Below are 26,400 nucleotides of genomic sequence, written 5' to 3'. Positions count from 1 at the left end.
TGATCTGAGTCAGCCGGTCCTTCCGGCTGATCGGGACGTTCGCAGATCCGCGGGCAGGGTGTCTGCGTCAGCTGACACAGATCCTCGGACGACACTGCCGCTGTGACGGCCGCCACACCGTGGCCTCACCCGTTCGGGGGACGAATACGGCGATTTCGGCCAAACTCTCGTCGTCGTCACCGACTGGGGGGACGACATGTCCGAGAAATGAGTTCGATTTTGTTCACCAAATCATGGAGAACCGCGGCCGTCGGCGCCGCGGTGGCGATGGTCGCGGGACTGCTCGGTCCGGTGGGTGCGGCGGATGCCGCGCCACAGGACGACATCGTCGACCAGCTCAAGCGGATCCCGGGTCTGACGGTGCTCTCGGAGGGCACGCCACCGGCCCCGGAGCATCGCTATTTCGTGCTCTCCTACACGCAGCCCGTCGACCACCGCCGGCCGGACGGTGCCACCTTCCAGCAGCGGTTCAGCCTGGTGCACAAGGCGGTCGACCGCCCGATGATCCTGCACACCACCGGGTACGGGCTCTATCCGACCTCGTTCCGCACCGAGACGACGCAGCTCGTCGGCGGCAACCAGATCTCGACCGAGCAGAGGTTCTTCCCGCCGTCCCGGCCGGAGCCGGTGAACTGGGACCAGCTCACCATCTGGCAGGCGGCGACCGATCATCACCGGCTGGTGAACGCGCTGAAGCCGCTCTACCCCAAGAAGTGGCTCTCCAGCGGGGCCAGCAAGGGCGGGATGACCTCGGTCTACCACAGCCGGTTCTACCCGGGCGATGTCGACGGTGTCGTCGCGTACGTGGCGCCGAACGACCGCGACAACGACGAGGACAGCGCCTACGACCGGTTCTTCGCGTCCGTCGGCCCCGAGGCCTGCCGCACCGCGCTCGCCGATCTCCAGGTGGAGGCGTTCAAGCGGCGGCCGGAGATGGTCGCGCTGCTGACGCAGTACGCGGCCAAGTTCGGCTGGACCTACGACAAGATCGTCGGCAGCCTCGACCAGGCTTTCGAGAAGTCGGTGATGATGCTCGGCTGGGCGTTCTGGCAGTTCCTCGGCCAGGGCGAGTGCGCGAAGGTGCCGCCGGTCTCCGCCACCACCGAGCAGATCTTCGAGTGCATCGACAAGACCGTCGCCTTCGGTTCGTTCGGTGACAGCGATCTCGGTCAGATGACGCCGTACTACTTCCACGCGATGACCGAACTCGGCTGGCCGCAGCCGCAGTTCGCGCACGTGCGGCCCTACCTGAAGTACCCGGACTCGTCGTCGGTGTACTCCAATGTGCCGCCGGAGCTGCACCGGGCGCACAACCCGGACCCGATGGTCGACGTGGACCGGTGGGTGCGCACCTCCGCGCAGCGGATCATGTTCGTCTACGGGGAGAACGACCCCTGGAGCGCCGAGCGGTTCACGCCGAGTCCGTACGACTCGCACCTGTACACCGCACCCGGTGCGCACCACGGCGCGAAGATCTCTCTTCTCGCCGCCGGTGACCGCCTCGCGGCGACCGACATCGTGCGCCGCTGGGCCGACGTCGGGTTCGAAACCGCCGGCACGCGGCCGGTGGTCAACCCGGCCGAGCTGGAGGTCGTCCGGGCGCCGCTGCCGTTCTGATCCACCCTGGGTGGGCGCCTTCCCTGCTTTGGCGGGGAAGGCGCCCACGAGGCGGGGCGCCGCTCCCGTCAGGGCGATATTTCCGCGCTGCCCGGACCGGGATTCGAACGCACTATGTCCGGAACACATTCTGAATCGATTTGGCGAATTCGTCGGCCGGTTGTTCGTGAACGTATTCCGGGGCATGGTGTTCGTTAATATCCGACACCTCACTGAAAGTGATCAGTCGAGTGTGGACGGTGGCTGAAGGTCGGTCGAAAACTCCCGTCTGGGCTGCGGATTCGGTCGTATGACGGGGATAGCTGCGACGTATGGTCCAATATCGGTAGATCGTTCGGACTAAATCCTCGGAATTCGTATTCCTCCGCGCGACCGTGCGTCTTAACCTTGCGTAATTCTTCGCCTGAATCTTCACTGGGGAGCAAGATGAAGTCCACGCCGTTGTTGTCGCGCGCCCGAAAAACCTCGGAGCGACTGCTCGACGCCCGATGACACAAGCCGGTTGCGTCAGCCGATTCGACACGCACGCCCGGCAGTCGCCCGACCGGATCGCGGTCTTCGAACACGGCACCGGGCTCACCTACGCCGGGCTCGCGGGGCTCGCGGGCGGCCGAGCGCTGCGCTTGCGCGACGCCGGTGTCCGGCCGGGGGAGCGGGTCGGGCTCGTCACCGGGCACGGCAGCGCCGCGATCGCGGCGATCCTCGGCACCCTGGCCGCGGGCTGCACCTACGTCCCGCTGGACCCGACGTTCCCCCGGCAGCGTCTCGAGTACCAGGTCGCGGCCGCGCGGGTGACCGCCGTGCTCGCGGATCCGGAGTACGTCGAGCTGGCGGAGTCCTTGTGCCGCACCGGATCCGCGCGGCTGGTGCGCGCGGGCCGGGAGACCGCGCCGCTCCCGGTGCCCGAATCCGATCCGGACAGCCCGGCGTACGTGCTGTTCACCTCCGGGTCCACCGGCCTGCCGAAGGCCGTCGCGCAGACCCACCGCAACCTCCTGCACGTCGTCGACAACCAGATCGACGCGCTCGGCATCACCGCGGCCGACCGGCTCAGCCTGCTCGCGTCGTTCGGTTTCGACGCGGCGATCCCGGACCTTTACCCGGCACTGCTCACCGGTGCCGCGCTCGTGCCGGTCGACCTGCGCGCGCACGGCCTCACCCACGCCGCGCGCGAGCTGGGCCGGCACGGGGTGACCGTCTACCACTCGACGCCCACGGTCTACCGGCACCTGCTCGACGTCCTCGGCGAGACCGGCCTCCCGTCCGTGCGGACCGTGCTGCTCGGCGGCGAGCAGGCGACCCACGCCGACGTCCGCCGCGGCCGGTTCGCCCCGGACTGCGTGTTCGTCAACGGTTACGGCGCCACCGAGGTGACTTTCGCCGCGCACTACCGGACGACCGCCGCCGAGCTGGACCCGGACGCGGACGGGCCGCTGCCGATCGGGCGCGCGCTGCCCGGTTTCACGCTCACCGTGCTGGACAGCGGCGAAATCGAAGTACGCGGACGGCATCTCGTCGACGGTTACCTCGACCAGCCGAGCCCGGCGTTCGGGGTGACGGCCGACGGCGGCCGCCGCTACCGGACCGGCGACCTCGGCCTGCGGCTTCCGGACGGGAACCTCGTCTGCCTCGGCCGGCTCGACCGGCAGGTCAAGGTCCGCGGCTTCCGGGTGGAGCTGACCGAGGTCGAGGCCCGGCTCGCCGAACAGCCCGGCGTGGCCGAAGCCCGCGCGATCGTGCGCGACGGCGACCTGCTCGCCTACGTGACCGCGGCCGGCCCGCGTCCGGACGGCCGGGTGCTGCGGGCCGCGCTGGCGGAGGTCCTGCCCGGCTACTCGGTGCCCGCCGCCGTCGGTGTCCTCGACGGTTTCCCGCTGACCGTCACCGGAAAACTCGACGAACGGGCGCTGCCGGACCCGCGGACGGCCGCGACCGTCCCGGCAGAGCGGCTGACCCCGGCCGAGGAACGCGTGCACCGGATCTGGTGCGCGGTGCTGGGCCGTGACCGGGTCGGGCGCACCGAAGCGTTCTTCGACGCCGGTGGCGATTCGCTGCGGCTCGGGCGGGTGCAGGCGCGGCTGGCCGACGAGTTCGGGGTGGAGGTGCCGCTGCTCGCCCTGTTCGAGCGCACGACGATCGCCGGGCAGGCCGCCTGGTTCACGGAGTCCACTTCGGACGCTCCGCCGCCTGCCGCCGCGGAGGAACCGGCCGGGGACCTCATCGCCGTCGTCGGGCTGGCCTGCCGGTTCCCCGGCGCGCCGGACGCCGCCTCGTTCTGGTGGAATCTCTGCGCGGGCACCGACTCGATCCACGACTACACCGACGACGAGCTGGTGGCGCTGGGCATCGGTCCGGGTCTGCGTGCCGACCCGGCGTACGTGCGCGCGGGCGGCCGGATCGAAGGTGTCGAGGAGTTCGACGCCGGGTTCTTCGGGTTCACCGCCGACGAGGCCGCGCGGACCGATCCGCAGCACCGGCTGTTCCTCGAAACGGCGTGGCAGGCACTCGAGGACGCGGGACGCGACCCCGCCGCCGAGACCGGGCCGGTCGGGGTGTTCACGTCGACCTCGGTGAACCGCTATTTCCTGTTCCACCTGTTCGGCAACCCGGCGGTGACCGGTGACGTCGACCCGGACGACTGGGAGGGGCGGCTGACCGGCCGCCAGCTCACCGACCACCTGCCCGGCCAGGTCGCCTACCGGCTCGGCCTGACCGGGCCCGCGGTGGCCGTGCAGAGCGCGTGCTCCAGCTCGCTCGCGGCGGTGGCGCTGGCCGCGCAGAGCCTCGCGGACTACCGGTGCGACGTCGCGCTGGCCGGCGGGGCGAACGTGACGTGGCCGCGGTACCGCGGCGGCGGGCTGGTCTCGCCGGACGGCCGGTGCCGTGCGTTCGACGTCGACGCGGCGGGCGCCGGGTTCAGCTCGGGCGCCGGGGTGGTCGTGCTGCGGCGGCTGGCGGACGCGGTCGCCGACCGCGACCACGTCTACGCGGTGCTGCCCGGCTGGGCGATCACGAACGACGGCCCGGACCGCGCGGGCTACGCCGTACCGGGACCGGCCGGGCAGGCGGCCGCGGTGGCCGAGGCGCTGGCCGTCGCGGAGATCGCGCCGGACGAGGTCGCGCTGCTCGAAGCCCACGGCAGCGGCACCCCGCTGGGTGACGCGATCGAGGTGGCCGCGCTCAACCGCGTCTACCGGGACGCGCCCCCGGGAACGTGTGCGCTGGGCTCGGTGAAGACGAACATCGGGCACCTCGACGCGGCGGCGGGCGTCGCCGGGCTGATCAAGGCCGTGCTGTCCGTGCGGCACGGCGTCATCCCGCCGAGCCTGCACTTCACCGCCCCGCATCCGGAGGTCGACCTGGCGGGCGGCCCCTGGTACGTCCCGGCGAAGGCCACCGACTGGCCCGCCCGCGAGCGGCGGGTGGCCGGGGTCAGCTCGTTCGGCATGGGCGGCACGAACGTGCACATGATCGTGGCGGAGGCCCCCGCCGCCCCGCCACGGCAGGCGGCGAGCGGTCCGTTCGTGCTGCCGGTGTCCGCCCGTGACGCGAAGGCGTTGCGTGAGGCGGTGTCCCGGCTGCGCGAGCGGCTCGCCACTGACGCACCGGACCTCGGCGACGTGGCCTACACGCTTTCTGTCCGGAGGGCGTTCGCGTGCCGGGCCGCCGTGGTGGCGGACTCGGCCACGTCGGCGGTCGCCGCCCTCGACGCGCTGCTGGCGAACGGAACCGACGTCGAAGGCCCGGCCGGGGCGAAGCGGGACCTGGCTGTCCACTGGGCCGCAGGCGGCGAGCTCGAAGGGGGAGTGGACGGCGATCCCGGCCGCGTCCCCTTGCCGGGTTACCCGTTCCAGCGGGAGCGGCACTGGATCGCCCCACCGTCTCACCACGCAACCGACCAGGAGACCCCTCGGTGACCGACACCTTGCCCGTCGCGGGTGGCCACGGCCCGCCACTGTCCTATCCGGACACCACCCTCACCGAGCTGATCCTCGCCCAGGCCGCGCGCACCCCGGCCGCCGTCGCCGTCCGGCAGGGTGACGCCCGGCTCACCTACCGCGAACTGGTCGCGTCGGCGGCAGGCGTCGCCCGGCTGCTGCGGACCAGGGGCGCCGGACCCGGCACCCGCGTCGGTGTCTGCGCCGACCGGACCCCGGAGCTGATCCCGACCGTCGTGGGCGTGCTGCTGTCCGGGGCCGCCTACGTGCCGCTCGAACCCGGCGGCCCGAAGGCACGGCTGGCCGAAATCGCCGCGGACGCCGGGATCTCCCTCGTCGTCGGTGACCGCGCGCGGGCCGAATTCGGTACCACGGAAGGCATCGAGGCCCTCGACGTGCCCCCGCCCGCGGACGGGCCTGTCGGGTCTGTCGAATGCCCCGCCGGGCCGGACGATCTCGTCCACCTCCTCTACACCTCCGGCTCCACCGGACGGCCCAAGGGCGTGCTGACCAGTCACCGCAACGTGGTCGCGTTCGTGACCGGGTTCGCCGCCGCCCTCGGGATCCGGCCCGGCGCCCGGGCGCTCGGCATCTCCTCGCTCGCCTTCGACGCCTTCACCATGGACGTGTTCGTCCCGCTGGCGCACGGCGGATCGGTCCAGCTCACCAGCGCCGCCGACCGGGCCGACCCCGAGCGGCTGCGGCGGTTCCTCGTCGAGCACGACGTCGAGTGGGGCTTCGTCACGCCGACGCTGCTGTCCATGGTGGACCCCGAAGCCGTTCCCGGCTGGCGCCTCATCGCCTGCGGTGGTGAGCCGGTGCCCGCGGAACTCGCCGCGCGCTGGATGCCGGGACGGCGGTTCTTCAACGCCTACGGTCCGACGGAGACCACCGTCGTGGTCGTCACCGACGAGGTCACCGGCATTCCCGCCGACCCGCTGCCGCTCGGCCGCCCGACGCCGAACCACCGGGCGTACGTCGTGGACACCGAGCTGAGGCTGGTCGCGCCCGGCGAGATCGGCGAGCTGCTCATCGGCGGGCCGGGCCTCGCGCGGGGCTACCTCGGCAGCCCGGAGCTGACCGCCGCGAAGTTCGTCGACGACCCGACCACGCCGGGGGAACGGCTCTACCGCACCGGCGACCTGGCCCGCGAGCTGCCCGACGGCCGTCTCGAATTCGCCGGCCGAGCCGACCGGCAGGTGAAGGTCCGCGGCCAGCGGATCGAGCTGGGCGAGGTGGAGGCCGCGCTCACGGCCCATCCGGACGTCGACGCCGCCGCCGTGGCGGCCGTCCCCGGGCCGGGCGGCACCCGGCTGGTCGCCTTCCTGGCACCGGCGTCCGCACCGTCCGATGTGGACGAACTCGGCCGGGACCGGCTCACCGCGGCGATGCGCCCGGCCGCGATCCGGGTGCTCGACCGGCTGCCGGTCAACCCGGTCACCGGCAAGATCGACCGGCCCGCGCTGCGCGACCTGGCCGAAGCGGCGCTGGCGGGACACCGGGAGGACCTCGGCCCGCTCGGCACCCCGGTCGAACGCGCGGTCGCGGCCCTCTGGCGGCGCGTGCTCGGCGACGGCGCGGGGACGGATTTCCTGGCCTCGGGCGGAAACTCGATCGCCGCGATGCGCCTGGTCGCGGCGCTGCGGGCGGAACTGGCCGCGGACGTCGCCACGGAGGACGTCTTCGCCGGTGGCACGCTCGACGGGCTCACCCGGCGGGTCGCGGCCGCGTCCCCGCTGACCGGGCCGGGGCTGACCACCGGGCACGCGCCCGCCTTGTCGCCGCAGCAACGACGGCTGTGGTTCCTCGACCAGCTCGCCCCGGACGCCGCGCCGTACAACATCACGATGGCATTCCGGCTGACCGGCGCGCTGGACGTCGACGCGCTGCGTCACGCCTTGCGCGCGGTCGCCGAGCGGCACGACGTACTCCGCTGGCGGATCCGGGCCGTCGACGGCGCGCCGCTGGCGGACCGCCTGCCGACGGCGGAGGTTCCGCTGCCGGTGGCGCCGGTGACCGAGGAGGGCCTGCGGGCCCGGCTGGCCGCCGACGCCGCGACGCCCGTGCGTCTCGACCGCGAGGCTCCCTGGCGCGTGCGGCTCTACCGGCTCGGCGAGACGGAGCACGTGCTCGGCTTCACCCTGCATCACGCGGTGTTCGACGGCTGGTCGCAGGAGCTGCTGTGCGCGGACCTGTCGGCGGCCTACCGGGGTGAGCCGCTGCCACCACCGGTGGCGTCCTACGCGGACTACGCGGTCTGGCGGGCCGGACGCGACGAACGCCGGGAGGCCGTGGACGTCGCCTGGTGGACCGGGCGGCTGACCGGCGCACCGTCCACAGTGGATCTTCCGCGAGACCGGCCGCGCCCGGCCGTGCAGACCTATCGGGGCGCGAGCCTGCGTCAGTCCTTTCCGGACGGTGCCGACGAATCGGTGCGGGCGCTGGCCGCCCGCACCGGCACGACCCGCGCCGGGGTGCTGCTCGCCGCGTTCGGCCAGCTGCTGCGGCGGCTCACCGGCGCGACCGACCATCTGGTCGCCACGGTCGTCGCGGACCGGCAGCTCGCCGAGTTCCAGGAGGTCGCGGGGTTCTTCGTGGACATCGTGCCGGTGCGGCTGCGGGCCGACGACGCCGCGGACTTCGCCACGCACGTCCGCGGCGGCGGCGCGGAACTCCTCGCCGCGACCGCGCATCCGGCCGCGCCGGTCGAGCGGCTCGTCGAGGCGCTCGGCGTGCCCCGTGATCCCGCGCGTGCCCCGCTCGTGCAGGTGATGTTCAACGTCCTGAACTTCAGCGAGCCGCGGCTGGACCTGCCCGGCGTAACCTCGGCGTGGCTGCCGGTCGACAAGCCGGGGTCGCCGTTCGACCTCACGGTGTACGTCCACGACGACGGCGTCGAGCTGCTGTACAACCCGGACCTGTTCGACCACGTCCGGATGGCCGGGCTCGCCGAGGACTACGTCGCCCTGCTCGCCGCGCTGGCCGCGGCGCCGGACGCGCCGGTCGGGACGACCGTGCCGGAGCTGCCGCGGGCGGGCGTCCGCACCGCCGCGCCGGACGCGAGGACGACCCGCGCCCTGGCCCGGCCGACGGTGGCGGACCCTGCGGCGCTCGCCGCGACCGAGGCCGTGATCGCCCGTGCCTGGTGCGACGTCCTGGGCGTCGCCGAAGTCGGGCACAGCGAGAACTTCTTCGACGTGGGCGGGCATTCGCTCGCGCTGGCCCGGGTGCACGCCCAGCTCACCGCCCGGCTCGGCCGCCGGATCCCGATGGTCGACCTGTTCAGCCATCCCACCGTCCGTGCCCTCGCCGCGCACCTGCACTCCGGCGGCGGTGCCGCCCCGGAGCTGGCCCGCGCCGCCGAGCGCGTCGCCGCCCGCCGCGGCCGCATCCAGACCAGAAGACCCCGTCGCACCGCCGGCCCGGCCGGTCCCGAATAGGAGCACCACCGTGACCCACCTCCCCGAAACCGGCACCGGCGATCCCGGAGCCGAACCGATCGCGATCGTCGGACTGGACGTGCGCGTGCCCGGCGCGCGTGACGCGCGGCAGTTCTGGCGCAACCTCGTCGACGGCGTCGAGTCGATCGTGCCCGCCACCCGCGAGGAGATGATCGCCCGCGGCGCCGAACCGGCCACTGTGGACGATCCGAGCTGGGTGAACGCCACCGCGATGGTCGACGGCTTCGACGAGTTCGACGCCGAGCTGTTCGGCATGACCAGCCGCGAAGCCGAGATCACCGACCCGCAGCATCGGCTGTTCCTCCAGTCGTGCCACGCCGCGCTGACCGACGCGGGCTACGACCCGGCCCGTTTCGACGGCGCGATCGGCGTCTACGGCGGGTCCGGGGGCACCGGGTACCTGAAGGAGAACCTGCTGCGCAACGAGCGGATCATGGCCTCGCAGCACGGTGGGATCGGCATCTCGACCGGCAACCAGCCGAGCTACCTGACGACGTCGGTGTCGTACAAGCTCGATCTGCGCGGCCCGAGCCTCGCGGTGTTCACCGCCTGCTCGACGTCCCTGGTCGCGGTGCACCTGGCCTGCGAGGCACTGCGCAACGGCGAGTGCGACATGGCGCTGGCCGGCGGGGTCAACCTGGAGATGCCGCACGGTATCGGCTACATGGGTGTCGACGGCTTCACCTCGCCGGACGGCCACGTGCGCACGTTCGACGCGGGCGCCAACGGCACGGTCTGGAGCAGCGGCGCCGGGGTCGTGCTGGTGAAGCGGCTGTCGCAGGCGATCGAGGACGGTGACCACATCCGGGGTGTCGTACTGGGCAACGCGATCAACAACGACGGCGCCACCAAGGTCGGCTTCTCCGCGCCGAGCGTGTCCGGGCAGACCGAGGCGATCGCGCAGGCCGTCGGCATGGCCGGGATCGACCCGCGCACCATCGGCTACGTCGAGGCGCACGGCACCGGCACCGCACTGGGTGACCCGATGGAGATCACCGCACTGTCCACTGTGTACGGGAACGGGGCCGAGGACACCGGCTGGTGCGCGATCGGCTCGGTGAAGTCCAACATCGGCCATCTGTCGCAGGCGGCGGGCGTGGTCTCGCTGATCAAGGCCGTGCTGGTCATGGAGCACGGGCTGATCCCGCCGACCATCAACTACGACGAACCCAACCCCGGTATCGATTTCCCGGCGAGCCCGTTCTACCCGGCCCGCGTGGTGACGAAGTGGGAGGCGGGCCCGGCGCCGCGGCGCGCGGGCGTCAGCTCGTTCGGCGTCGGCGGCACCAACGCGCACGTCGTGCTGGAGGAGGCGCCGGTCCGCGAGCGGTGCCGGACGCCGCACCCGGCGCATCTACTGCGGGTGTCGGCCAACACCGCGGAAGCGCTCTCGGCCGCCGTCGAGAGGCTGGCCGACCGGCTGGCCGGGGACGTCGACCTCGATCTCGCCGACGTGGCCCACACCCTGGCCGCCGGGCGCACCGAATACCCGCACCGCGCGGCCGTCGTCGCCCGTGACCTTGAGGACGCTGTTGACGGGCTGCGGGACTCCCGGCGTCTCGTGTCCGCACAGGCCGGGGAGACGAACGTGGCGTTCCTCTTTCCCGGGCAGGGTTCCCAGTACGCCGGGATGGGCGCCGAGTTGTACGAGGCCGAGCCGGTGTTCGCCGCTGCCGTCGACGAGTGCCTCCGGCTGCTCGAACCGGAGTTGCCGGAGCTGCGCGACCTGATCTTCGGGCGCGGTGGTGAGCAGGCGCTGCGGGAAACCCGAGTGACCCAGCCCGCGCTGTTCGTCGTCGAGTACGCGCTGGCGATGCTGTGGCAGAGCTGGGGAGTGCGGCCCGCGGCGATGATCGGTCACTCGGTCGGCGAGTATGTCGCCGCCACCGTCGCCGGGGTCTTCACCCTGCCGGACGCGCTGAACCTGGTCGCCACCCGCGGCCGCCTGATGCAGTCGATGCCCGCCGGGGCGATGCTGGCCGTCCAGCTCGACGAGGAGAGCGTCGTCACGCGGCTGCCGGGCACCCTCGCGATCGCCGGGGTGAACGGACCTGGCACGTGCGTCGTGGCCGGACCGCCGGACGCGGTCGCGGACTTCGCAGCGACGCTCAAGGCCAGCGGCGTGCAGTGCCGCGAGCTGGTGACCTCGCACGCGTTTCACTCGCCGATGATGGACCCGGTCCTCGCCGAGTTCACCGCGGCCGTCGCCGCCGTCTCCCGCACCGCGCCCGCGCTGCCGTTCCTGTCGAACGTCACCGGCGACTGGATCACCGACGCCCAGGCCACCGATCCCGCGTACTGGGCCTCCCATCTGCGGCAGGCCGTCCGGTTCGGCGACTGCGTCAAGAACCTGTTCGCCCGTGGCGGCCGCTGGGCGCTCGTCGAATGCGGCCCGGGGCATCAGCTGTCCGGGCTGTCGCGCGGCCAGGTCCCGAAGGGGATGCCCGCGCCGCAGCCGAGCCTGCCGGGCCGTACCGAGCGCATCGGCGACGTCGAAACCCTGTACGGCGCGGCCGGTCTCTTGTGGACGAACGGGGTTTCTCTCCGGGCGAAGACGTTCGGCGCTCCCGGCAACCGGGTGCCGCTGCCCGGCTACCCGTACGCGCGCACGCGGTACTGGGTCGACCCGGACCCGATCACGGCCGCCCAGCCCGCGCGGCGGAGCGGTCCGCTGCCCCTGTCCGAGTGGTTCGCCGTCCCGGCGTGGCGGCAGGCGGAACCGGATCTGAGACGCGAGCCTTTCGCGGACGCAATCGTCTTCACCGTCGACGACGTCCTGCCCGGCCTGCTGCGCGACGCGGGTGTGGCGGTCACCGAGGTGCGTCCCGGCGACGGATTCGCCGCGACGGAGACCGGATTCACCGTCCGGCCAGGGGTACGTGAGGACTACGACGCGCTCGTGGCCGCGCTGCCCACCCGGCCCGAGCGGGTCGTGCACGCCTGGACACTGGCCGGGGCCGAGCGCGGTATGGCCGCGCAGGACCACGGGTTCTTCAGCCTGCTCAACCTCGTCCAGGCCTGGGGTGAGCCGGTGCGGATCGACGTGGTGAGCACCGGTACCGCCGACGTCACCGGCACCGATCTGACCCGTCCCGAGCACGCGACCCTCGCGGGCATCGCCCGGGTGGTGCCGCTGGAGAGCCCGGGCACTGTGGTGCGCCGGATCGACGTCGACCGCCCGCAAGACGCCGTCGCCGAGCTGTTCCGCCCGGCCGACGTGGCGGCCGAGGTCGCGCTGCGGGCCGGTCGTCGCTGGGTGCTGGACTACAGCCAGCTGGAACTGCCCGCGTCCGCCGAACCGGTGCTGCGGGATGGCGGCCGGTACCTGATCACGGGCGGGACCGGCGGCATCGGCATCACGCTCGCCGAGGACCTCGCCCGCCGGGTGCGGGCGAAGCTCGTGCTGCTCGCCCGCACCGGGCTGCCGCCGCGGGCGGAATGGGACGCGCACCTCGCCGCGCAGGGCGGCACCGACCGCGCCGGGCGCACGATGCTCGCCGTGCGGCGGATGGAGGCCGCGGGCGCGGTCGTGCACGTCGTCGCCGCCGACGTCACCGACGCGGCGCGCCTGCGTGAAGTGCGTGAACTGGCCGAGCGTGAGTTCGGCGGCCTCGACGGGATCGTGCACGCCGCCGGATTGCCCGGCGGCGGCGTCGCCGAGGTGAAGGAGCGGGCCGCGGCCGAGGCCGTACTGACCCCGAAGATCGCCGGGACGCTGGCGCTGGCCGAGGCGTTCGCCGATCTGCCGATGGACTTCGTCGCGCTGTGCTCGTCGATCACCGCGGTGATCGGCGGCATCGGACAGGTCGACTACTGCGCCGCCAACAACTTCCTCGACGCTTACGCGCGGGGTGACCACGGCTGGCGGGCGCGGCTGGTCTCGCACGCCTGGGGTGGCTGGGACGAGGTCGGCATGGCCGCGGAGGTGGCCGCGCCGACCACCATCCGCACCACCCGGTCGCGGGCGCTCGGCCCGGTCGAACACCCTGTGCTCACCACGCGCACCGAAGACGGCGCGCACGGGCTCGTCTCGGCGGCCACGCACTGGCTGCTCGACGAGCACCGGATCGCCGGGGTGCCGGTGGTGCCCGGTACGGGACATCTGGAGATCGTCCGCGCGGCAGTGGCCGCGGCGTTGCCGAAGCCCGGTGACGGGCACGTCGTCGAACTGCGCGACGTCGCGTTCCTGGAGCCGTTCGGCGTTCCGGACGGCGCCACCGCGGAGTACCGCGTGGAATTCGACGGCGACGACTTCACCGTGACCAGCCACGTCGCCGGCGCGAGCCGGACCCACGTGCGCGGCTCCGCCGGGTGGGTCGCGGCCGAGTCGGCGTCCACTGTGGACATCGAGGCGGTGGCCGGACGGACCGAGCCGATCGACGACGGGCACGGCTTCGGCACCGGCCGCACCAGCATGGTCACCTTCGGCCCGCGCTGGGCGGCGCTGCGCGAACACCGCATCGGCGCGGAGGAAGAGCTGGCCACGATCACCGCTCCCGACGCGGCGACGGATGACCTCGGTGCGTGGGGGCTGCACCCGGCACTGCTGGACGTCGCGACCGCGTTCGGCCGCGGCAGGGGGAGTGGCACCTACCTGCCGATGAGCTACGGCCGGATCGTCGTCCACGACGCGCTCCCGGCGAGTTTCCGCAGCCACCTGCGCTACCGCGACTCCGGCGGCGACCAGGTGGTGGCGGCCGACCTCTCGCTGTGCGACGAGACCGGCCGCGTGCTCGTCACGATCGAGGACTTCGTGCTGCGCCAGGTGGATCAGGACGCCGTCGGCGGCGGTCTGAATTCGGCGGCCACGGCGGCCACGGCGGCCACGGCGGCCACTGTGGACACGGTGGAGTCTGCCGGGACGTCGACCGGCATCCGGCCGGTGGACGGCGCCGAGGCGTTCGTCCGGGCGCTGGCCCCCGGCCTCGGCGGGCAGGTGGTGATCACCACCCTCCCGGTGCGGGAGCTGATCGAGCACCGGGTCAGCGCCGAGGAACTGGACGAGCCCGGCGAAGCTCCGGTGAAGGTGTCGGAGGACGACTACGTCGCCCCGCGCACGGACCTGGAGGCCGAGATCGCCCGCCAGTGGACCGAGTTGCTCGGCGTGGAGAAGATCGGCGTGCACGACGACTTCTTCACCCTCGGTGGCAACTCGCTGGTCGCCATCCAGCTCATCGCCCAGGTGCGCAAGGCCACCGGGACGCGGCTGGCGATGAAGACGCTGTTCGAAGCGTCCACAGTGGCCACTCTGGCCGAGCGGATCGAGGAGCTGCGCGCCGGCAAGACCGAGGCGCCCGCCGAACCCGCGCGGACCACCATCCCCAAGCTCGAGCGCTGAGTCGTGAGTGGCAAGTGCCGTTCTAACGACACTTGCCACTCACGACCACCTGGACCCACCACGCCACTTTCGCTTGGCCTCCCACTGAACAGGAAATCATGAGCGACACGAAGGAATGGACCTTCCCGGCCTCGTTCGGGCAGGAGCGGATCTGGCTGTCCGGCCAGCTCGACCCGGCGTCCCCGGTGTACAACCTGCACTGCCAGGCCCGGCTGGACCGCCCGCTGACCGCCGCGCAGTGGCGCGCCGCGCTCGGCCTCATCGTCGGGCGGCACGAGGCGCTGCGCACGTCGTTCCGCATGGAGGGCGGCGCGCTCATGCAGGTGGTGCACGCCGAGGTGCCGATCGAGCCCGAGGAGCACGACCTGCGGGACCTGCCCGCCGACGCCCGCGACGACCGGCTCGCCGAACTCGCCGGTGAGGTGTCGCGCGAGGCCATCCCGCTCGACTCGCCGCCGCCGTGGCGCGCCCAGGTGTGCCGCCTGGCCGACGACGAGTGGGTGCTCACGTTCGTCGTGCACCACACCGTGTTCGACGCCGCCTCGGTGCTGGTACTCGGGGCCGAGCTGGGCGAGGCGTGCGACGCCGTGTTCGAGGGCCGCGAGCCGAAGCTGCCCGAGCTGGCCATCCAGTATCCGGACTACTCGGCCTGGCAGCGCGGGCAGCTCGAAGCCTCCAGCGAACAGCTGGACTACTGGCGTAAGCAGCTCGCCGGGCTGCCGCCGGTACACGGCCTGCCCACCGACCGGCCACGGCCGGCGGAGCTGACGTTCGCCGGTGACCAGGTGGACTTCGCCCTCCCGGACGGGCTGATCGACCGGGTCGGCGAGCTGAGCAGGGACCTGTCGGCGTCGCCCTTCATGGTGCTGCTGGCAGGCTATACGGCACTCCTGTCGCGACTGTCCAGAGTGGACGACATCGTCGTCGGCGTCCCGGTCGCCGGCCGCGACCTGCCCGAGCTGGCCGACCTGATCGGCATGTTCGTCAACCAGATGGCCGTGCGCGTCGACTGCTCGGGCGCACCCGCGTTCACCGAGCTGGTCGGCCGGGTCCGGACCACGCTGCTGGAGGCGATCGACCACAGCCAGGTGCCGTTCCAGGCGGTCGCCGAGGCGGTCGGGGCCGAGCGCGATCCCGGCGTGCAGGCGCTGTATCAGCTCGGGTTCAACTTCCTGCCCGATTCGGGGCTGGAGCCGATCCGCTCGGCCACCGCGAAGGACGACATCGCGATCGACCTGACCGCCGTGGACGGCAGGCTCGTCTACCGCACCGACCTGTTCGACCGCGAGACCGCCGAAGCCGTCGCCGGGCGCTACGTGCGGCTGCTGACCGCGGCGCTGGCCGATCCGGCTCAGTCGATCGCGGACCTGCCACTGCTGTCGGACGCCGAGCGTGAGCTGGTCCTGACCGGCTGGAACCCGGCAGAACTGTCCACTTCGGATGCCGAGCCCGTGCACACCAGGTTCGAAGCCCAGGTGCGGCGGACGCCGGACGCGCCCGCCGTCGACCTCGGTGGGGTGCGCCTGACGTACGCCGAGCTGAACGCGCGAGCCAATCGCGTGGCCCACCGGCTGCGCGAGCTGGGTGCCGGTCCCGGCACGGTCGTCGGCGTCTGCGTACCGAACTCGGCGGACCTGCTGACCGGCGTGCTCGGGGTGCTGAAGAGCGGCGCGGCCTACGTCCCGCTCGACCCGGCCAACCCGGCCGCCCGGCAGGCACTGATCCTCGCCGACGCGGGGGTCCCGTACGTGCTGGTCACCGGAGAGTCCACAGTGGACACCAAGACGCTGGCCCTGGACGACCCGGCCGAGTGGTCCGCCGCGGCCACCGAGGACCCGGAACCGGCGGCCGGGCCGGGCGACGTCGCCTATGTCATCTACACGTCGGGCTCGACCGGGCGGCCCAAGGGCGTCGAGGTCGAGCACCGGGCCGTCGACACCTACCTGGCGTGGGCGCGTGAGGCATACCCCGGCCTGGCCGGACGGGCTTTGCTGCACACGTCGCCGTCGTTCGACCTCACCGTGACGACCCTGCTCGGCACCCTTACCGCCGGAGGCGCGGTGGTCGACGGCGGCCGCCCGACGTTCGTCAAGGCGACCCCGACGCATCTCGCCGTCCTCGCCGAGGAGCTGTTCCCGACGGGTGAGCTGGTACTCGGTGGCGAAGCACTGACGGCCGAGGCCGTTCAGCCGTGGCGGGAGCGGCACCCCGGCACGCTCGTGGTCAACGAGTACGGCCCGACCGAGGCCACGGTCGGCTGCGTCGTGCACCGGATCGCACCCGGTGACCGGCTGCCGTCCGGAGCCGTCCCGATCGGCCGCCCGGTGCCCGGCACCCGCGTGTACGTCCTCGACGAGCGGCGGCGGCCGGTGCCGCCGGGCGTGCCGGGAGAGCTGTACATCGCCGGTGCGCAGCTGGCCCGCGGCTACCTCGGGCTGCCGGAGATGACCGCCGAGAAGTTCGTGGATGGCTCGTCCGGCCGGATGTACGCCACCGGCGACCTCGCCCGCTGGCGCCGCGACGGCACGCTCGACTACCTCGGCCGTATCGACGAGCAGGTGAAGCTGCGCGGCTACCGCATCGAGCCCGGTGAGGTCGAAGCGGCGCTGCGCGAGCTGCCGGAGGTGCGGGACGCGGCCGTGGCGGTCCGCGGCGACACGCTCGTCGGCTACGTCGTCGGCAGCACCGAAGGGGCGGCCGACGCTCTGCGGAAGACGTTGCCGGACTACCTGGTGCCGACCAGGTTCGTGACGCTCGACGCGCTGCCGATGGCGGCCAGCGGCAAACTCGACCGGGCCGCGCTGCCGGATCCCGAACCCGGCGAGGCGCCGGCGTACGTCGCACCCCGGACCGCGGCCGAAGAACTCGTCGCCGAGGTGCTCGGCGAGCTGCTCGGGGTCGACGACCTCGGCGCGCACGACGACTTCTTCGCCCGCGGCGGCAACTCGCTGCTGGCGATCCGCGCGATGGCCCGGATCCGCAAACAGGTCGAAGTCGACATCCCGGTGCGGGGGCTGTTCACCCTCACCACCGTCGCCGGGCTCGCCGCCGAGATCGAACGGCGGCTCGCCGAAGACCTCGACCAGCTCAGTGACGAAGAGGTCCAGCGTCAGCTGGCCGAAGGCGAGCCCTCATGACCACGATCGACGAGACCAGCAGCGCGGCCGCGCGCCGCGCTTTGCTCGAACGGCGGCTGCGACGGCGCACGGAGCAGGCCGCGACCATCACGCCGCGCCCAGCCGACGCCGTGGTCCCGCTGTCCTATCAGCAGGAACGCGTCTGGTTCATGGAGCAGTTCGCGCCGGGCACCGGGTCGTACCACATCCCGGTGCCGATCCGGCTGACCGGCAGGCTCGACGTCGCCGCGCTCCAGTCCGCTTTGGACACTCTGCCCACGCGGCACGAAGCACTGCGGATGCGGTTCCCCGCCGGAGAAGACGGACAGCCAAACGTCCACATCGAACCCGCAGCCCCGGTTCGTATGTCCATAGTGGACGCCGGAAGCGAGGAAGCCGCCCGTGCCGCCGTCGACGCCGCCGCGGCCGAGACGTTCGACCTGGCCACGGGACCGCTGCTGCGGGCGACGCTGGCCAGGGTGTCCGACGAGGAGCACCTGCTCGTCCTGTGCACGCACCACATCGTGGGCGACGGCTGGTCGGTCGACCTGCTGCTGCGCGACCTCGCCGCGCAGTACCACGCCCTGAGCACCGGCGGCACGGCCGAGCTGCCCGCTTTGAGCATCGGATACGGCGACTTCGCGCACTGGCAGCGCCGCACGCTCACCGGCGGCGAACTCGACCGGCAGCTGGAGCACTGGAAGGCGCAGCTCACCGGCGTCGAGCCGCTGGAACTGCCCACCGACCGGCCCCGGCCCGCCAAACAGAGCTTCGACGGCGCGATCCACGAGTTCTTCGTCGAACGCGACCTCGCCCGCGCCCTCGGCGAGCTGAGCCGCGAGCACGGGGTCACCCTCTTCATGACCCTGCTGGCCGCCTACCAGGTGCTGCTTTCGCGGTACTCGGGCCAGGAGGACTTCGCGATCGGCTCGTCGTCGGCCGGGCGCGGCCTGCCCGAACTGGAGGGCGTGGCGGGCATGTTCATCAACATGCTGCCCCTGCGCGCCCAGCTGGCGGGCGACCCGACGTTCGCCGAACTGCTCGAACGCACCCGGCGGCATGTGCTGGACGCGTTCGACCACGCCGACGTCCCGTTCGAGCGGCTGGTGAACGCGCTCGGCGTACCCCGTGACGTCAGCCGCTCACCGGTGTTCCAGGCGATGTTCGTGCTGCAGAACTACGAGATGGGCCGGATGGGCGCGGCCGGACGGTCCGAAGTGGACTTCCGCTGGCTGCCGATGGACCTGCCCGCGACCCGGTTCGACTTCGAGTTCCACGCGATCGAGGTCGAAGGCGGGCTGATCGGCAAGCTCGTCTACAACACCGCGCTGTTCACCGCGGACACGGTCGCCGGGATGGCCGGGCGGCTGGTCACGCTGCTGCGCTCGATCGTCGCCGCCCCGGACCGGCGACTGTCCGAAATGGACATCCTCGACGTCGCGCAGCGCGAACTCGTCCTGGAGCGCTGGAACGCCACGACCGCCGAGTTCCCGCAGACCACGTTGCAGGCGCTCGTCGAGGAGCAGGCCGCCCGGACGCCGGACGCGCCCGCGGTGACCTTCCGCGGCGCGTCGCTGACCTATCGCGAGCTGGACGAACGGGCCAACCGCCTCGCGCACCGGCTGCGTGGCCTCGGCGTCGGGCCGGGCGTGCTCGCCGGGGTGTTCGCGGAGCGGTCGTTCGAGCTGGTCGTCGCGCTGCTCGGCGTGCTGAAAGCCGGTGGCGCGTACGTCCCGCTCGACCCGGAGTACCCGGCCGACCGGCTGGCGTTCATGCTGCGGGACGCGGCCGCGCCCGTCGTGCTGACGCAGGCGGCGTTGCGCGAAACGCTGCCGCCGGGTGACGCGACCGCCGTTGTCCTGGACGACCCTGCCGAGACGGCCGGACAACCGGGCAGCCCGCCCGAGTCGCTCGCCGGACCGGACGACCCGGCGTACGTCATCTACACCTCGGGCTCCACGGGGCAGCCGAAGGGCGTGCCCAACGGTCACCGCGGCATCGTCAACCGGCTCGACTGGATGCAGCGCGCGTACCGCCTCGACAGCACCGATTCGGTGCTGCAGAAGACCCCGGCCGGTTTCGACGTGTCGGTCTGGGAGTTCTTCTGGCCGCTGATCACCGGCGCGCGGCTCGTGCTCGCCGAACCGGGCGGCCACAAGGACGCGGCATACCTGCGTGAGCTGCTGGCGTCCGAAGGCATCACCACCGCGCACTTCGTGCCGTCGATGCTCACGCTTTTCCTGGCCGAGCAAGGCGTCGAGACCTGCACGGCGCTGCGGCGGGTCGTGTGCAGCGGCGAGGAGCTGCCGCTCGACGCCGCCCGCGAGTTCACCCGGCGGCTGCCGGACTGCGAGCTGCACAACCTCTACGGCCCGACCGAAGCCGCCATCGACGTCACCGCCTGGCACTGCACGCCCGCCGCGCTCGCCGAGGTCGCGTCGGTGCCGATCGGGGCGCCGATCCAGAACATCCGGATCTACGTGCTCGACCCCGCCGGACGGCCGTGCCCGGTCGGCGTCCCCGGCGAACTGCACATCGCCGGCGTCGGCCTGGCCCTGGGATACCACAACCGCCCGGAGCTGACGGCCGAACGGTTCGTGCCCGATCCGTTCCACAGTGGACGGATGTACCGCACCGGTGACCTCGCGCACTGGCGCCCGGACGGGACGATCGCGTTCCTCGGCCGGATCGACCACCAGGTCAAGCTGCGCGGCCTCCGCATCGAACTGGGGGAGATCGAGACGACCTTGCGCGCCCAGCCGGGGGTGCGCGACGCCGCCGTGATCGTCCGCGAGGACACGCCGGGGGACAAGCGGCTGGTCGGGTACGTCGTCGGTGACGCCGAACCCGGCGTGTTGCGGACGGCGCTCAAGCAGAGCCTGCCGGACTACATGGTCCCGCCGTCGTTCGTCACGCTCGACGAGCTGCCGCTCACCCCGAACGGCAAGCTCGACCGCAAGGCACTGCCCGCCCCGGTCGCGTCCCGGGACGCGACCAAGGAACTGGTCGCGCCGTCGACCCCGGTCGAGACCCTGCTGGCCGAGATCTGGCGCGACGTGCTCAAAGTGGACGAACTGGGCGTCGACGACGACTTCTTCGACCTCGGCGGGCACTCGATGCTGGCCACCCAGGTGGTGGCGCGGATCGGCAAGGCGGACGCCGGTCAGGTCGGTGTCATGGACCTGTTCCAGCACCGCACGATCCGCGAACTGGCGTCCTTCATGGACGACGACACCGCCGATCGGCCGCGTCATCTGCTGTACGAGCTGACCAAGCCGGCGAAGCAACGGACGCTGACCTACGTCTGCTTCCCCTACGGCGGCGGCAGCGCGATCGTCTACCAGCCGCTGGCCGACGCGCTCCCGGAGGGCTACTCGCTCTACTCGGTCGCCATCCCCGGCCACGACGTCGGGCTGACCGAAGAGGCTCTGCCCTTCGACGAGCTGGTCGAGCGGCTGGCCGACGAGATCCTCGACCGCGTCGACGGCCCGCTGGCCATCTACGGCCACTGCGGGGTCGGCAACGCGCTCGCCGTCGGCGTCGCCCGGCTGCTCGAAGAGCGCGGCCGCGAACTGGAGGTCGTCTACATCGGCGCGATCTTCCCGTTCGCCCGGATGAAGGGGCCGGTGGGCTCGCTGCGCACCCGGCTGGAGAAGCTGCGCAGCAACCGGTACTACTCGAACTGGCTCAAGGGCATGGGCGTCGACACCGACGACCTCGACCCGGCGCAGGCCGACCGGATCATCACGAACATGCGCGCCGACAGCCGCGCCGCCGAGGAGTACTTCAGCGGCCTGCTCGACGCCCGGGTGGCCAAACTGCGCGCGCCGATCGTGTCGGTCGTCGGCTCCGAAGACCCGGTGACCGACTACTACGCCGAGCGGTACCGGGAATGGGAGTTCCTCACCGACACCACCGGGCTCGTGGTGCTCGACCGGGCCGGGCACTTCTTCCTGCGCTACCGGGCCGACGAACTCGCGGAGATCGTCACGCGGGTGCACCCGGCGCTGGACGATCCCGGGGAACTCGACGTCCGGGTCCGCGGCGAGGACGCGGGCTGGGCGGTACACGAGACTCACCAGGCGGAAGTGGACGAAAAACCCGCGGTGCGGCCGAGCATGGCCCGGTTCGTCACGATCACGATCGGGCAGCTGGTGTCCTCGACCGGCTCGGCGCTGACGTCGTTCGCGGTGCCGATCTGGCTCTACACCCGCACGGGCTCGGTCGCCGACCTCGGCCTGCTGTGGGCGCTCGCGCTGCTGTTCGGCGTGCTCGTCCTGCCGGTGGCGGGCGCCTTGGTCGACCGCGGCGACCGGCGGCGGATCATGATCGCGGCCAGCGGTATCGCGGGCGGGATCCAGCTGGTACTGGCGTTGCTGCTGATCACCGGGCACGTCCAGCTGTGGTTGTTCTACGTGCTGATCCCGCTCGGGTCGGTGGCCGCTTCGTTCCAGCGCATCGCCTATCAGTCGTCGGTGGCGCAGCTGGTGCCGAAGCAGTACCTCGGGCACGCGATGGGGCTGGCGCAGCTGTCCACCGGGTTCGCCCAGCTGCTGATGCCGGTGATCGCGGCCGGGTTGCTGGCGACGATCCAGCTGTCCGGCATCCTGATCCTGGACATGGCGAGCTACGCGTTCGCGATCGTGGGCCTGCTGCTGGTGCGCTTCCCCGATCTGATGGGCTGGCGCCCGCGCGAACCGCTGCTGACCGCGATCGCGGGCGGGCTGCGGTACTCGTGGAACCACCGCGGCTTCCGCACGATGCTGCTGTACTTCGCGCTGGCCAACGTCTTCCTCGCCCCCGCGCTGGTGCTGCTCTCGCCGCTCGTGCTGTCGTTCGGTTCGGTCACCGACGTCGCCCAGGTGGCGCTGGCCGAGGCCGTCGGCGCGGTGGCGGGCGGGATCGGGATGGCGCTGTGGGGCGGCCCGCGGCACCGGCGGATGGTCGGCGTGCTCGTCGGCAACGTCGGGATCGCGCTCGGCAGCCTGGTGATGGGCCTGCGGCCGTCGCTGATCGTCGTCGCGGCCGGGGTGTTCCTCCTCGCCGCCGCGATGTCCGTGTCGCAGGGCATCTACGCGACGCTGGTGCAGGTCAAGGTGCCGCAACGGTTCCACGGCCGGGTGTTCGCGATCAACCAGACGATCACGTGGTCGACACTGCCGATCGGGTTCGCCGTGCTGGCGCCGCTGGCCGTCGGCTGGTTCTCGCCGCTGCTGGCGCCGGGTGGCGCGCTGACCGGGTCGGTCGGCGCCGTGCTCGGCACCGGTGAGACCCGGGGCATCGGGCTCGCCTACGTCGTCTTCGCGCTCATCCTGCTGCTGATCAACGTGGGCGGGTTCTCGCTGCGGCTGCTGCGCAGGTTCGACACCGAGGTGCCCGATTCGCTGCCCGACGACCTGGTCGGGGCGCAGGAACGGGAGCGCAAGCTCGCCGGGAAGGAAGCCGCATGAGTACGGCAGTGCTGGTCAGGGAGGCCCGCGGGCACTGGGTCGGCGAGGTCGCCCCGGCGATGCGGGCGGCCGGGCACCGCGTGGTGCTGCTCGCCCCGCCGATGGACGCGGCCGGGCGGGCGGCGCTGGACGGAGTGGTGGACGACGTCGTCGCGCTCGACGACGTCCACGATCCGGAAGCCGTCGCGGCGAAGGTCCGGGAAATCGGCGGCGGTGCGCTGGCGGGCATCTTCACCGGCTCGGACGGCGCCATCGCGAGCACCGCCCGCGCCGCGGAGCTGCTCGGGGTGGCACGCTGCCCGGCGTCGGTATTCGCCTTGTGTGCGAACAAGTTCGCGGTCCGGGAGGCCCTCGCCGCGGCAGGGCTGCCGGGACCGGCCTATGCCCTGATCTCGTCGGCGGCCGAGGCGGCGTCGGTGGCTTCGGCGGTCGGATTCCCGGCGATCGTCAAACCGGTCAACGGGGCGGGCAGCAACCTCGTCCGGACTGTGTCCACTGTGGACGAGCTGGCGGCCGCGTACGAACTGCTGGCCGCGCGGCTGCCCGAATCCGCGGATCCGCGCTACCACCGTCCACTGGGGACACTCGATCCTTCGACGACCTTCCTCGTCGAAGGGTTCCTGTCCGGTCCGGAGTACGCGGTGGACGTGCTGATCCGCGATGGCGTGGCCGAGCCGGTCGAAATCCTCGACAAACCGCTGATCGACGAGCGGAAGTTCGAGCTGGCGCTGTCGTGCCCGCCCGCCGGGCTCACCGGCGACCGGGCCGGACTGGTCACCGCGGCGGCGGTCGCCGCGGTGACCGCACTGGGGCTCGACAACACCTGCGCCCACGTCGAGCTGATCGACGACGCCGACCGCGGGCCGACGATCGTCGAGGTCAACGCGGGCCGCCCGGCGGGGTCGATCATGCCGCTGCTGGCGAAGCTGCGCACCGGCATCGACGTCTTCGCCGAGCTGGCGTCGCTCGCGGTGGGCGCTCCTCCGCCGGTGCGGGAACCCGCGAAACTGCCGATCCCGCTGGGCATGCTGATCCTCTACGCGGCCGGTTCGGGCCGGTTGAGAAGCATCGGCGGACTCGACGAGATCGCCGAACTGCCCGAGGTGATCGAGGTCGTCACCACCGTCTCGCCGGGAGAGGTGCTCACCGACGAACAGGAGACCTACGCGGTCAACCTCGTCGTGGCCGGATTCGCCGATCACGACGACCTCGCCGCCCTGCACGCCGAAGCGAGCAAGCTCGTCCGGCTGGAACTGGAGGACGTGTGAACACCGCGTTCGTGGTCCGGGAGACCGCCGGGCAGTGGATCGCCGACGTCGTGGCCGCCGTGCGCGCGAACGGGTTGCGGGCCGAGCTGGTCACCCAGCCCCTGGAACCGGCCGAGCAGGCACAGCTGGCGGACCTGGTGGACGGCTTCGTCGTCGTCGACGACGTCCGTGACGCCGAAGCCGTCGCCGAGGCCATCCGGGCGCGGGACGCAGGTCCGGCCGGGGTGGTGACCGCCGCCGAGGGGATCATCGCGAGCGTCGCCCGCGCGGCCGAACTGCTCGGTGTCGCGCGCTGCCCGGCGTCGGTGTTCACCGTGACACACAACAAGTTCGCGGTCCGGCAGGCGCTGGCCGCGGCCGGCTTGCCGGGGCCGCGCTGCGCGCTGATCTCGTCGGCGGACGAGGCGGCGTCGGTGGCTTCGGCGGTCGGGCTCCCGGCGATCGTCAAACCGGTCAACGGGGCGGCGAGCAACCTCGTGCGCACGGTGTCCACTGTGGACGAGCTGGCGGCGGCGTACCGGCTGCTGTCCGAGCGGTTGCCGCTGTCGGAGGACGCCCGGTACCACCGGCCCGTCGGTGGCGGACCGTCGCCGATCGACCCCCTGAAGGCGTTCCTCGTGGAAGGTCTGCTGCGTGGACCGGAGTACGCGGTCGACGTCCTGGTACGCGACGGCGCCGCGGAGCCGGTGGCCGTGGTGGAAAAGCCGCTCATCGACGAGCGCAAATTCGAGCTGGGCATGGTCTGCCCGCCGCTCGAACTGTCCGAAAAGGACACCGCACGGCTGTTCGCGGCGGCCACGGCGGCCGTGCTCGCGCTGGGCCTGGACAACACCTGCGCGCACGTGGAACTGATCGACGACGCCGAGCTGGGCCCGGTGATCGTCGAGGTGAACGCGGGCCGCCCGGCAGGCGGCGCCCAGCCCGTGCTGCTGAAGCTCGCGACCGGCATCGACGTCACCGCCGAGGCCGTGTCGCTCGCACTGGGCACACCACCGCCCGCACGAGGTGCGGGCCTGCCGGTGCCGGTGGGCTACCTGATCTTCTACGCCGAGGGCACCGGGCGGCTGGTCCGCGTCGAGGGCACCGACGAGGTCGCCGAGCTGCCCGAGGTCCTGGAGGTCGTCACGATCGTGCGCCCCGGCCAGCTGCTCACCGACGACCAGGAGATCTACGCGGTGAACGTCCTCGCCGCGGGATTCGCCGACACCGAAGACCTCGCCGCGTTGCACGCCGAGGCCGCCAAGCTGATCCGATTCGAACTGGAGGAGTCATGACCGCCGAACTCGCGGCGAACCCCGGCACCGTCGAGGGCAACGAACACACGAAGATCACCGTGTACGCGGCCACGGGCCTGGACTGGGTGCGCGCGCACCGCGAAGCGCTGCGAGACCGGCTGCGCGAGCACGGCGCGATCCTGCTGCGCGGCATGCCGGCCGACCTGACGGTGTTCAACCAGGTCACCGAGGAGATCGGCGGCTCGCTGCTGACCTACACGGAACGGTCGACGCCGCGATCGGCGGTCTCGGGCAACATCTACACCTCGACGGAGTACCCGCCCGCCGAGTCGATCCCGATGCACAACGAGAACTCGTACTCGGCACACTGGCCGGACCGCCTGTTCTTCCTGTGCGACAAGGCGGCCGAGACCGGCGGCGCGACGCCGATCGCCGACAGCCGCGCGATGTACCGCCTGCTGCCGCCGGACCTGCGTGAGCGGTTCGCGGGCGGCGTCACCTACACCAGGGCGTTCCGCGAAGGACTCGGGCTGACCTGGCAGGAGGCGTTCCAGACCGAAGACCGCCAGGCGGTGGCGGATTACTGCACCGGCAACGGGCAGACGTACGAGTGGACCGACGAGGGCCTGCGCACGCGGCACATCCGCCCGTCCTTCGTCGCGGAACCGCACACCGGCGCGACGGTGTGGTTCAACCAGGCCAACCTGTTCCACGTGTCGAGCCTGGGGGAGGAGGTCAGCGAGGCGCTGCTGGAGCTGTACCCCGAGGAGGACCTGCCCCGCAACGCGTACCTCGCCGACGGCTCACCGATCCCGCAGGCGGACCTGGCCACGATCAAGGCCACCTACGACGAGGTCAGCTACGCGTTCCCGTGGCAGCCGGGCGACATCATGGTGATCAACAACATGCTGATGGCCCACGGACGCGAACCGTTCACGGGCACCCGGCGGACCCTGGTCGCGATGACGTGACCCGGG

Annotated in this window: 9 protein-coding genes; all 9 read left to right on the top strand. The window is 72.3% G+C overall.

Translation table 11 applies throughout. The annotated features are described in order from the left end of the window. The first annotated feature begins 207 nt into the window (after window positions 1-207). The 9 genes from L324_RS09770 (at window position 208) to L324_RS09730 (ending at window position 26,394) form a co-directional block, all read left to right on the top strand. Window positions 208-1,617, top strand: a complete 1,410-nt coding sequence (locus L324_RS09770; protein ID WP_037305809.1) for an alpha/beta hydrolase family protein — start codon at window positions 208-210, stop codon at window positions 1,615-1,617. Between the two features lie 488 nt (window positions 1,618-2,105). Then, window positions 2,106-5,534, top strand: a complete 3,429-nt coding sequence (locus tag L324_RS09765) for a beta-ketoacyl synthase N-terminal-like domain-containing protein (protein ID WP_037305808.1) — start codon at window positions 2,106-2,108, stop codon at window positions 5,532-5,534. Then, window positions 5,531-8,995 carry a non-ribosomal peptide synthetase gene (locus tag L324_RS09760; RefSeq protein WP_037305807.1) on the top strand — a complete coding sequence of 1,155 codons (3,465 nt, stop codon included), beginning with the start codon at window positions 5,531-5,533 and terminating at the stop codon, window positions 8,993-8,995. The genes L324_RS09765 and L324_RS09760 overlap by 4 nt, the downstream gene beginning before the upstream one ends. Window positions 8,996-9,005: 10 nt before the next feature. Further along, window positions 9,006-14,354, top strand: coding sequence for a type I polyketide synthase (locus L324_RS09755; protein WP_037305944.1), 5,349 nt, complete (start codon window positions 9,006-9,008; stop codon window positions 14,352-14,354). Between the two features lie 98 nt (window positions 14,355-14,452). After that, window positions 14,453-17,491 (top strand): non-ribosomal peptide synthetase, encoded by a 3,039-nt coding sequence (locus L324_RS09750; protein ID WP_037305806.1) that lies wholly within the window; start codon window positions 14,453-14,455, stop codon window positions 17,489-17,491. Beyond that, the gene (locus L324_RS09745; protein WP_037305805.1) at window positions 17,488-22,920 is read left to right on the top strand and encodes a non-ribosomal peptide synthetase/MFS transporter; all 5,433 of its coding nucleotides are present in this window, start codon (window positions 17,488-17,490) and stop codon (window positions 22,918-22,920) included. The genes L324_RS09750 and L324_RS09745 overlap by 4 nt, the downstream gene beginning before the upstream one ends. Further along, window positions 22,917-24,188 (top strand): ATP-grasp domain-containing protein, encoded by a 1,272-nt coding sequence (locus tag L324_RS09740; RefSeq protein WP_037305804.1) that lies wholly within the window; start codon window positions 22,917-22,919, stop codon window positions 24,186-24,188. The genes L324_RS09745 and L324_RS09740 overlap by 4 nt, the downstream gene beginning before the upstream one ends. Further along, entirely contained in the window at window positions 24,185-25,462 is a 1,278-nt protein-coding gene (locus tag L324_RS09735; RefSeq protein ID WP_037305803.1) for an ATP-grasp domain-containing protein, read from the top strand. Before L324_RS09740 ends, L324_RS09735 begins: the two co-directional genes overlap by 4 nt. Then, a complete protein-coding gene (locus L324_RS09730; protein WP_037305802.1) occupies window positions 25,459-26,394 on the top strand; it encodes a TauD/TfdA family dioxygenase in 936 nt (311 codons plus the stop codon). The genes L324_RS09735 and L324_RS09730 overlap by 4 nt, the downstream gene beginning before the upstream one ends. The last annotated feature ends 6 nt before the right edge of the window (window positions 26,395-26,400 follow it).

The sequence above is a fragment of the Amycolatopsis orientalis DSM 40040 = KCTC 9412 genome (assembly GCF_000478275.1).
In the GTDB taxonomy this organism is placed as follows: Bacteria; Actinomycetota; Actinomycetes; order Mycobacteriales; family Pseudonocardiaceae; genus Amycolatopsis; species Amycolatopsis orientalis.
Note: the sequence above shows the minus strand (reverse complement) of the source record. Positions and strands in the feature narration are given on the sequence as shown.

Coding starts and splice junctions, on each gene's coding strand:
- L324_RS09730 (WP_037305802.1), top strand. CDS start 25,459: ATGACCGCCGAACTCGCGGCGAACCCCGGCACCGTCGAGGGCAACGAA.
- L324_RS09765 (WP_037305808.1), top strand. CDS start 2,106: ATGACACAAGCCGGTTGCGTCAGCCGATTCGACACGCACGCCCGGCAG.
- L324_RS09750 (WP_037305806.1), top strand. CDS start 14,453: ATGAGCGACACGAAGGAATGGACCTTCCCGGCCTCGTTCGGGCAGGAG.
- L324_RS09745 (WP_037305805.1), top strand. CDS start 17,488: ATGACCACGATCGACGAGACCAGCAGCGCGGCCGCGCGCCGCGCTTTG.
- L324_RS09770 (WP_037305809.1), top strand. CDS start 208: ATGAGTTCGATTTTGTTCACCAAATCATGGAGAACCGCGGCCGTCGGC.
- L324_RS09740 (WP_037305804.1), top strand. CDS start 22,917: ATGAGTACGGCAGTGCTGGTCAGGGAGGCCCGCGGGCACTGGGTCGGC.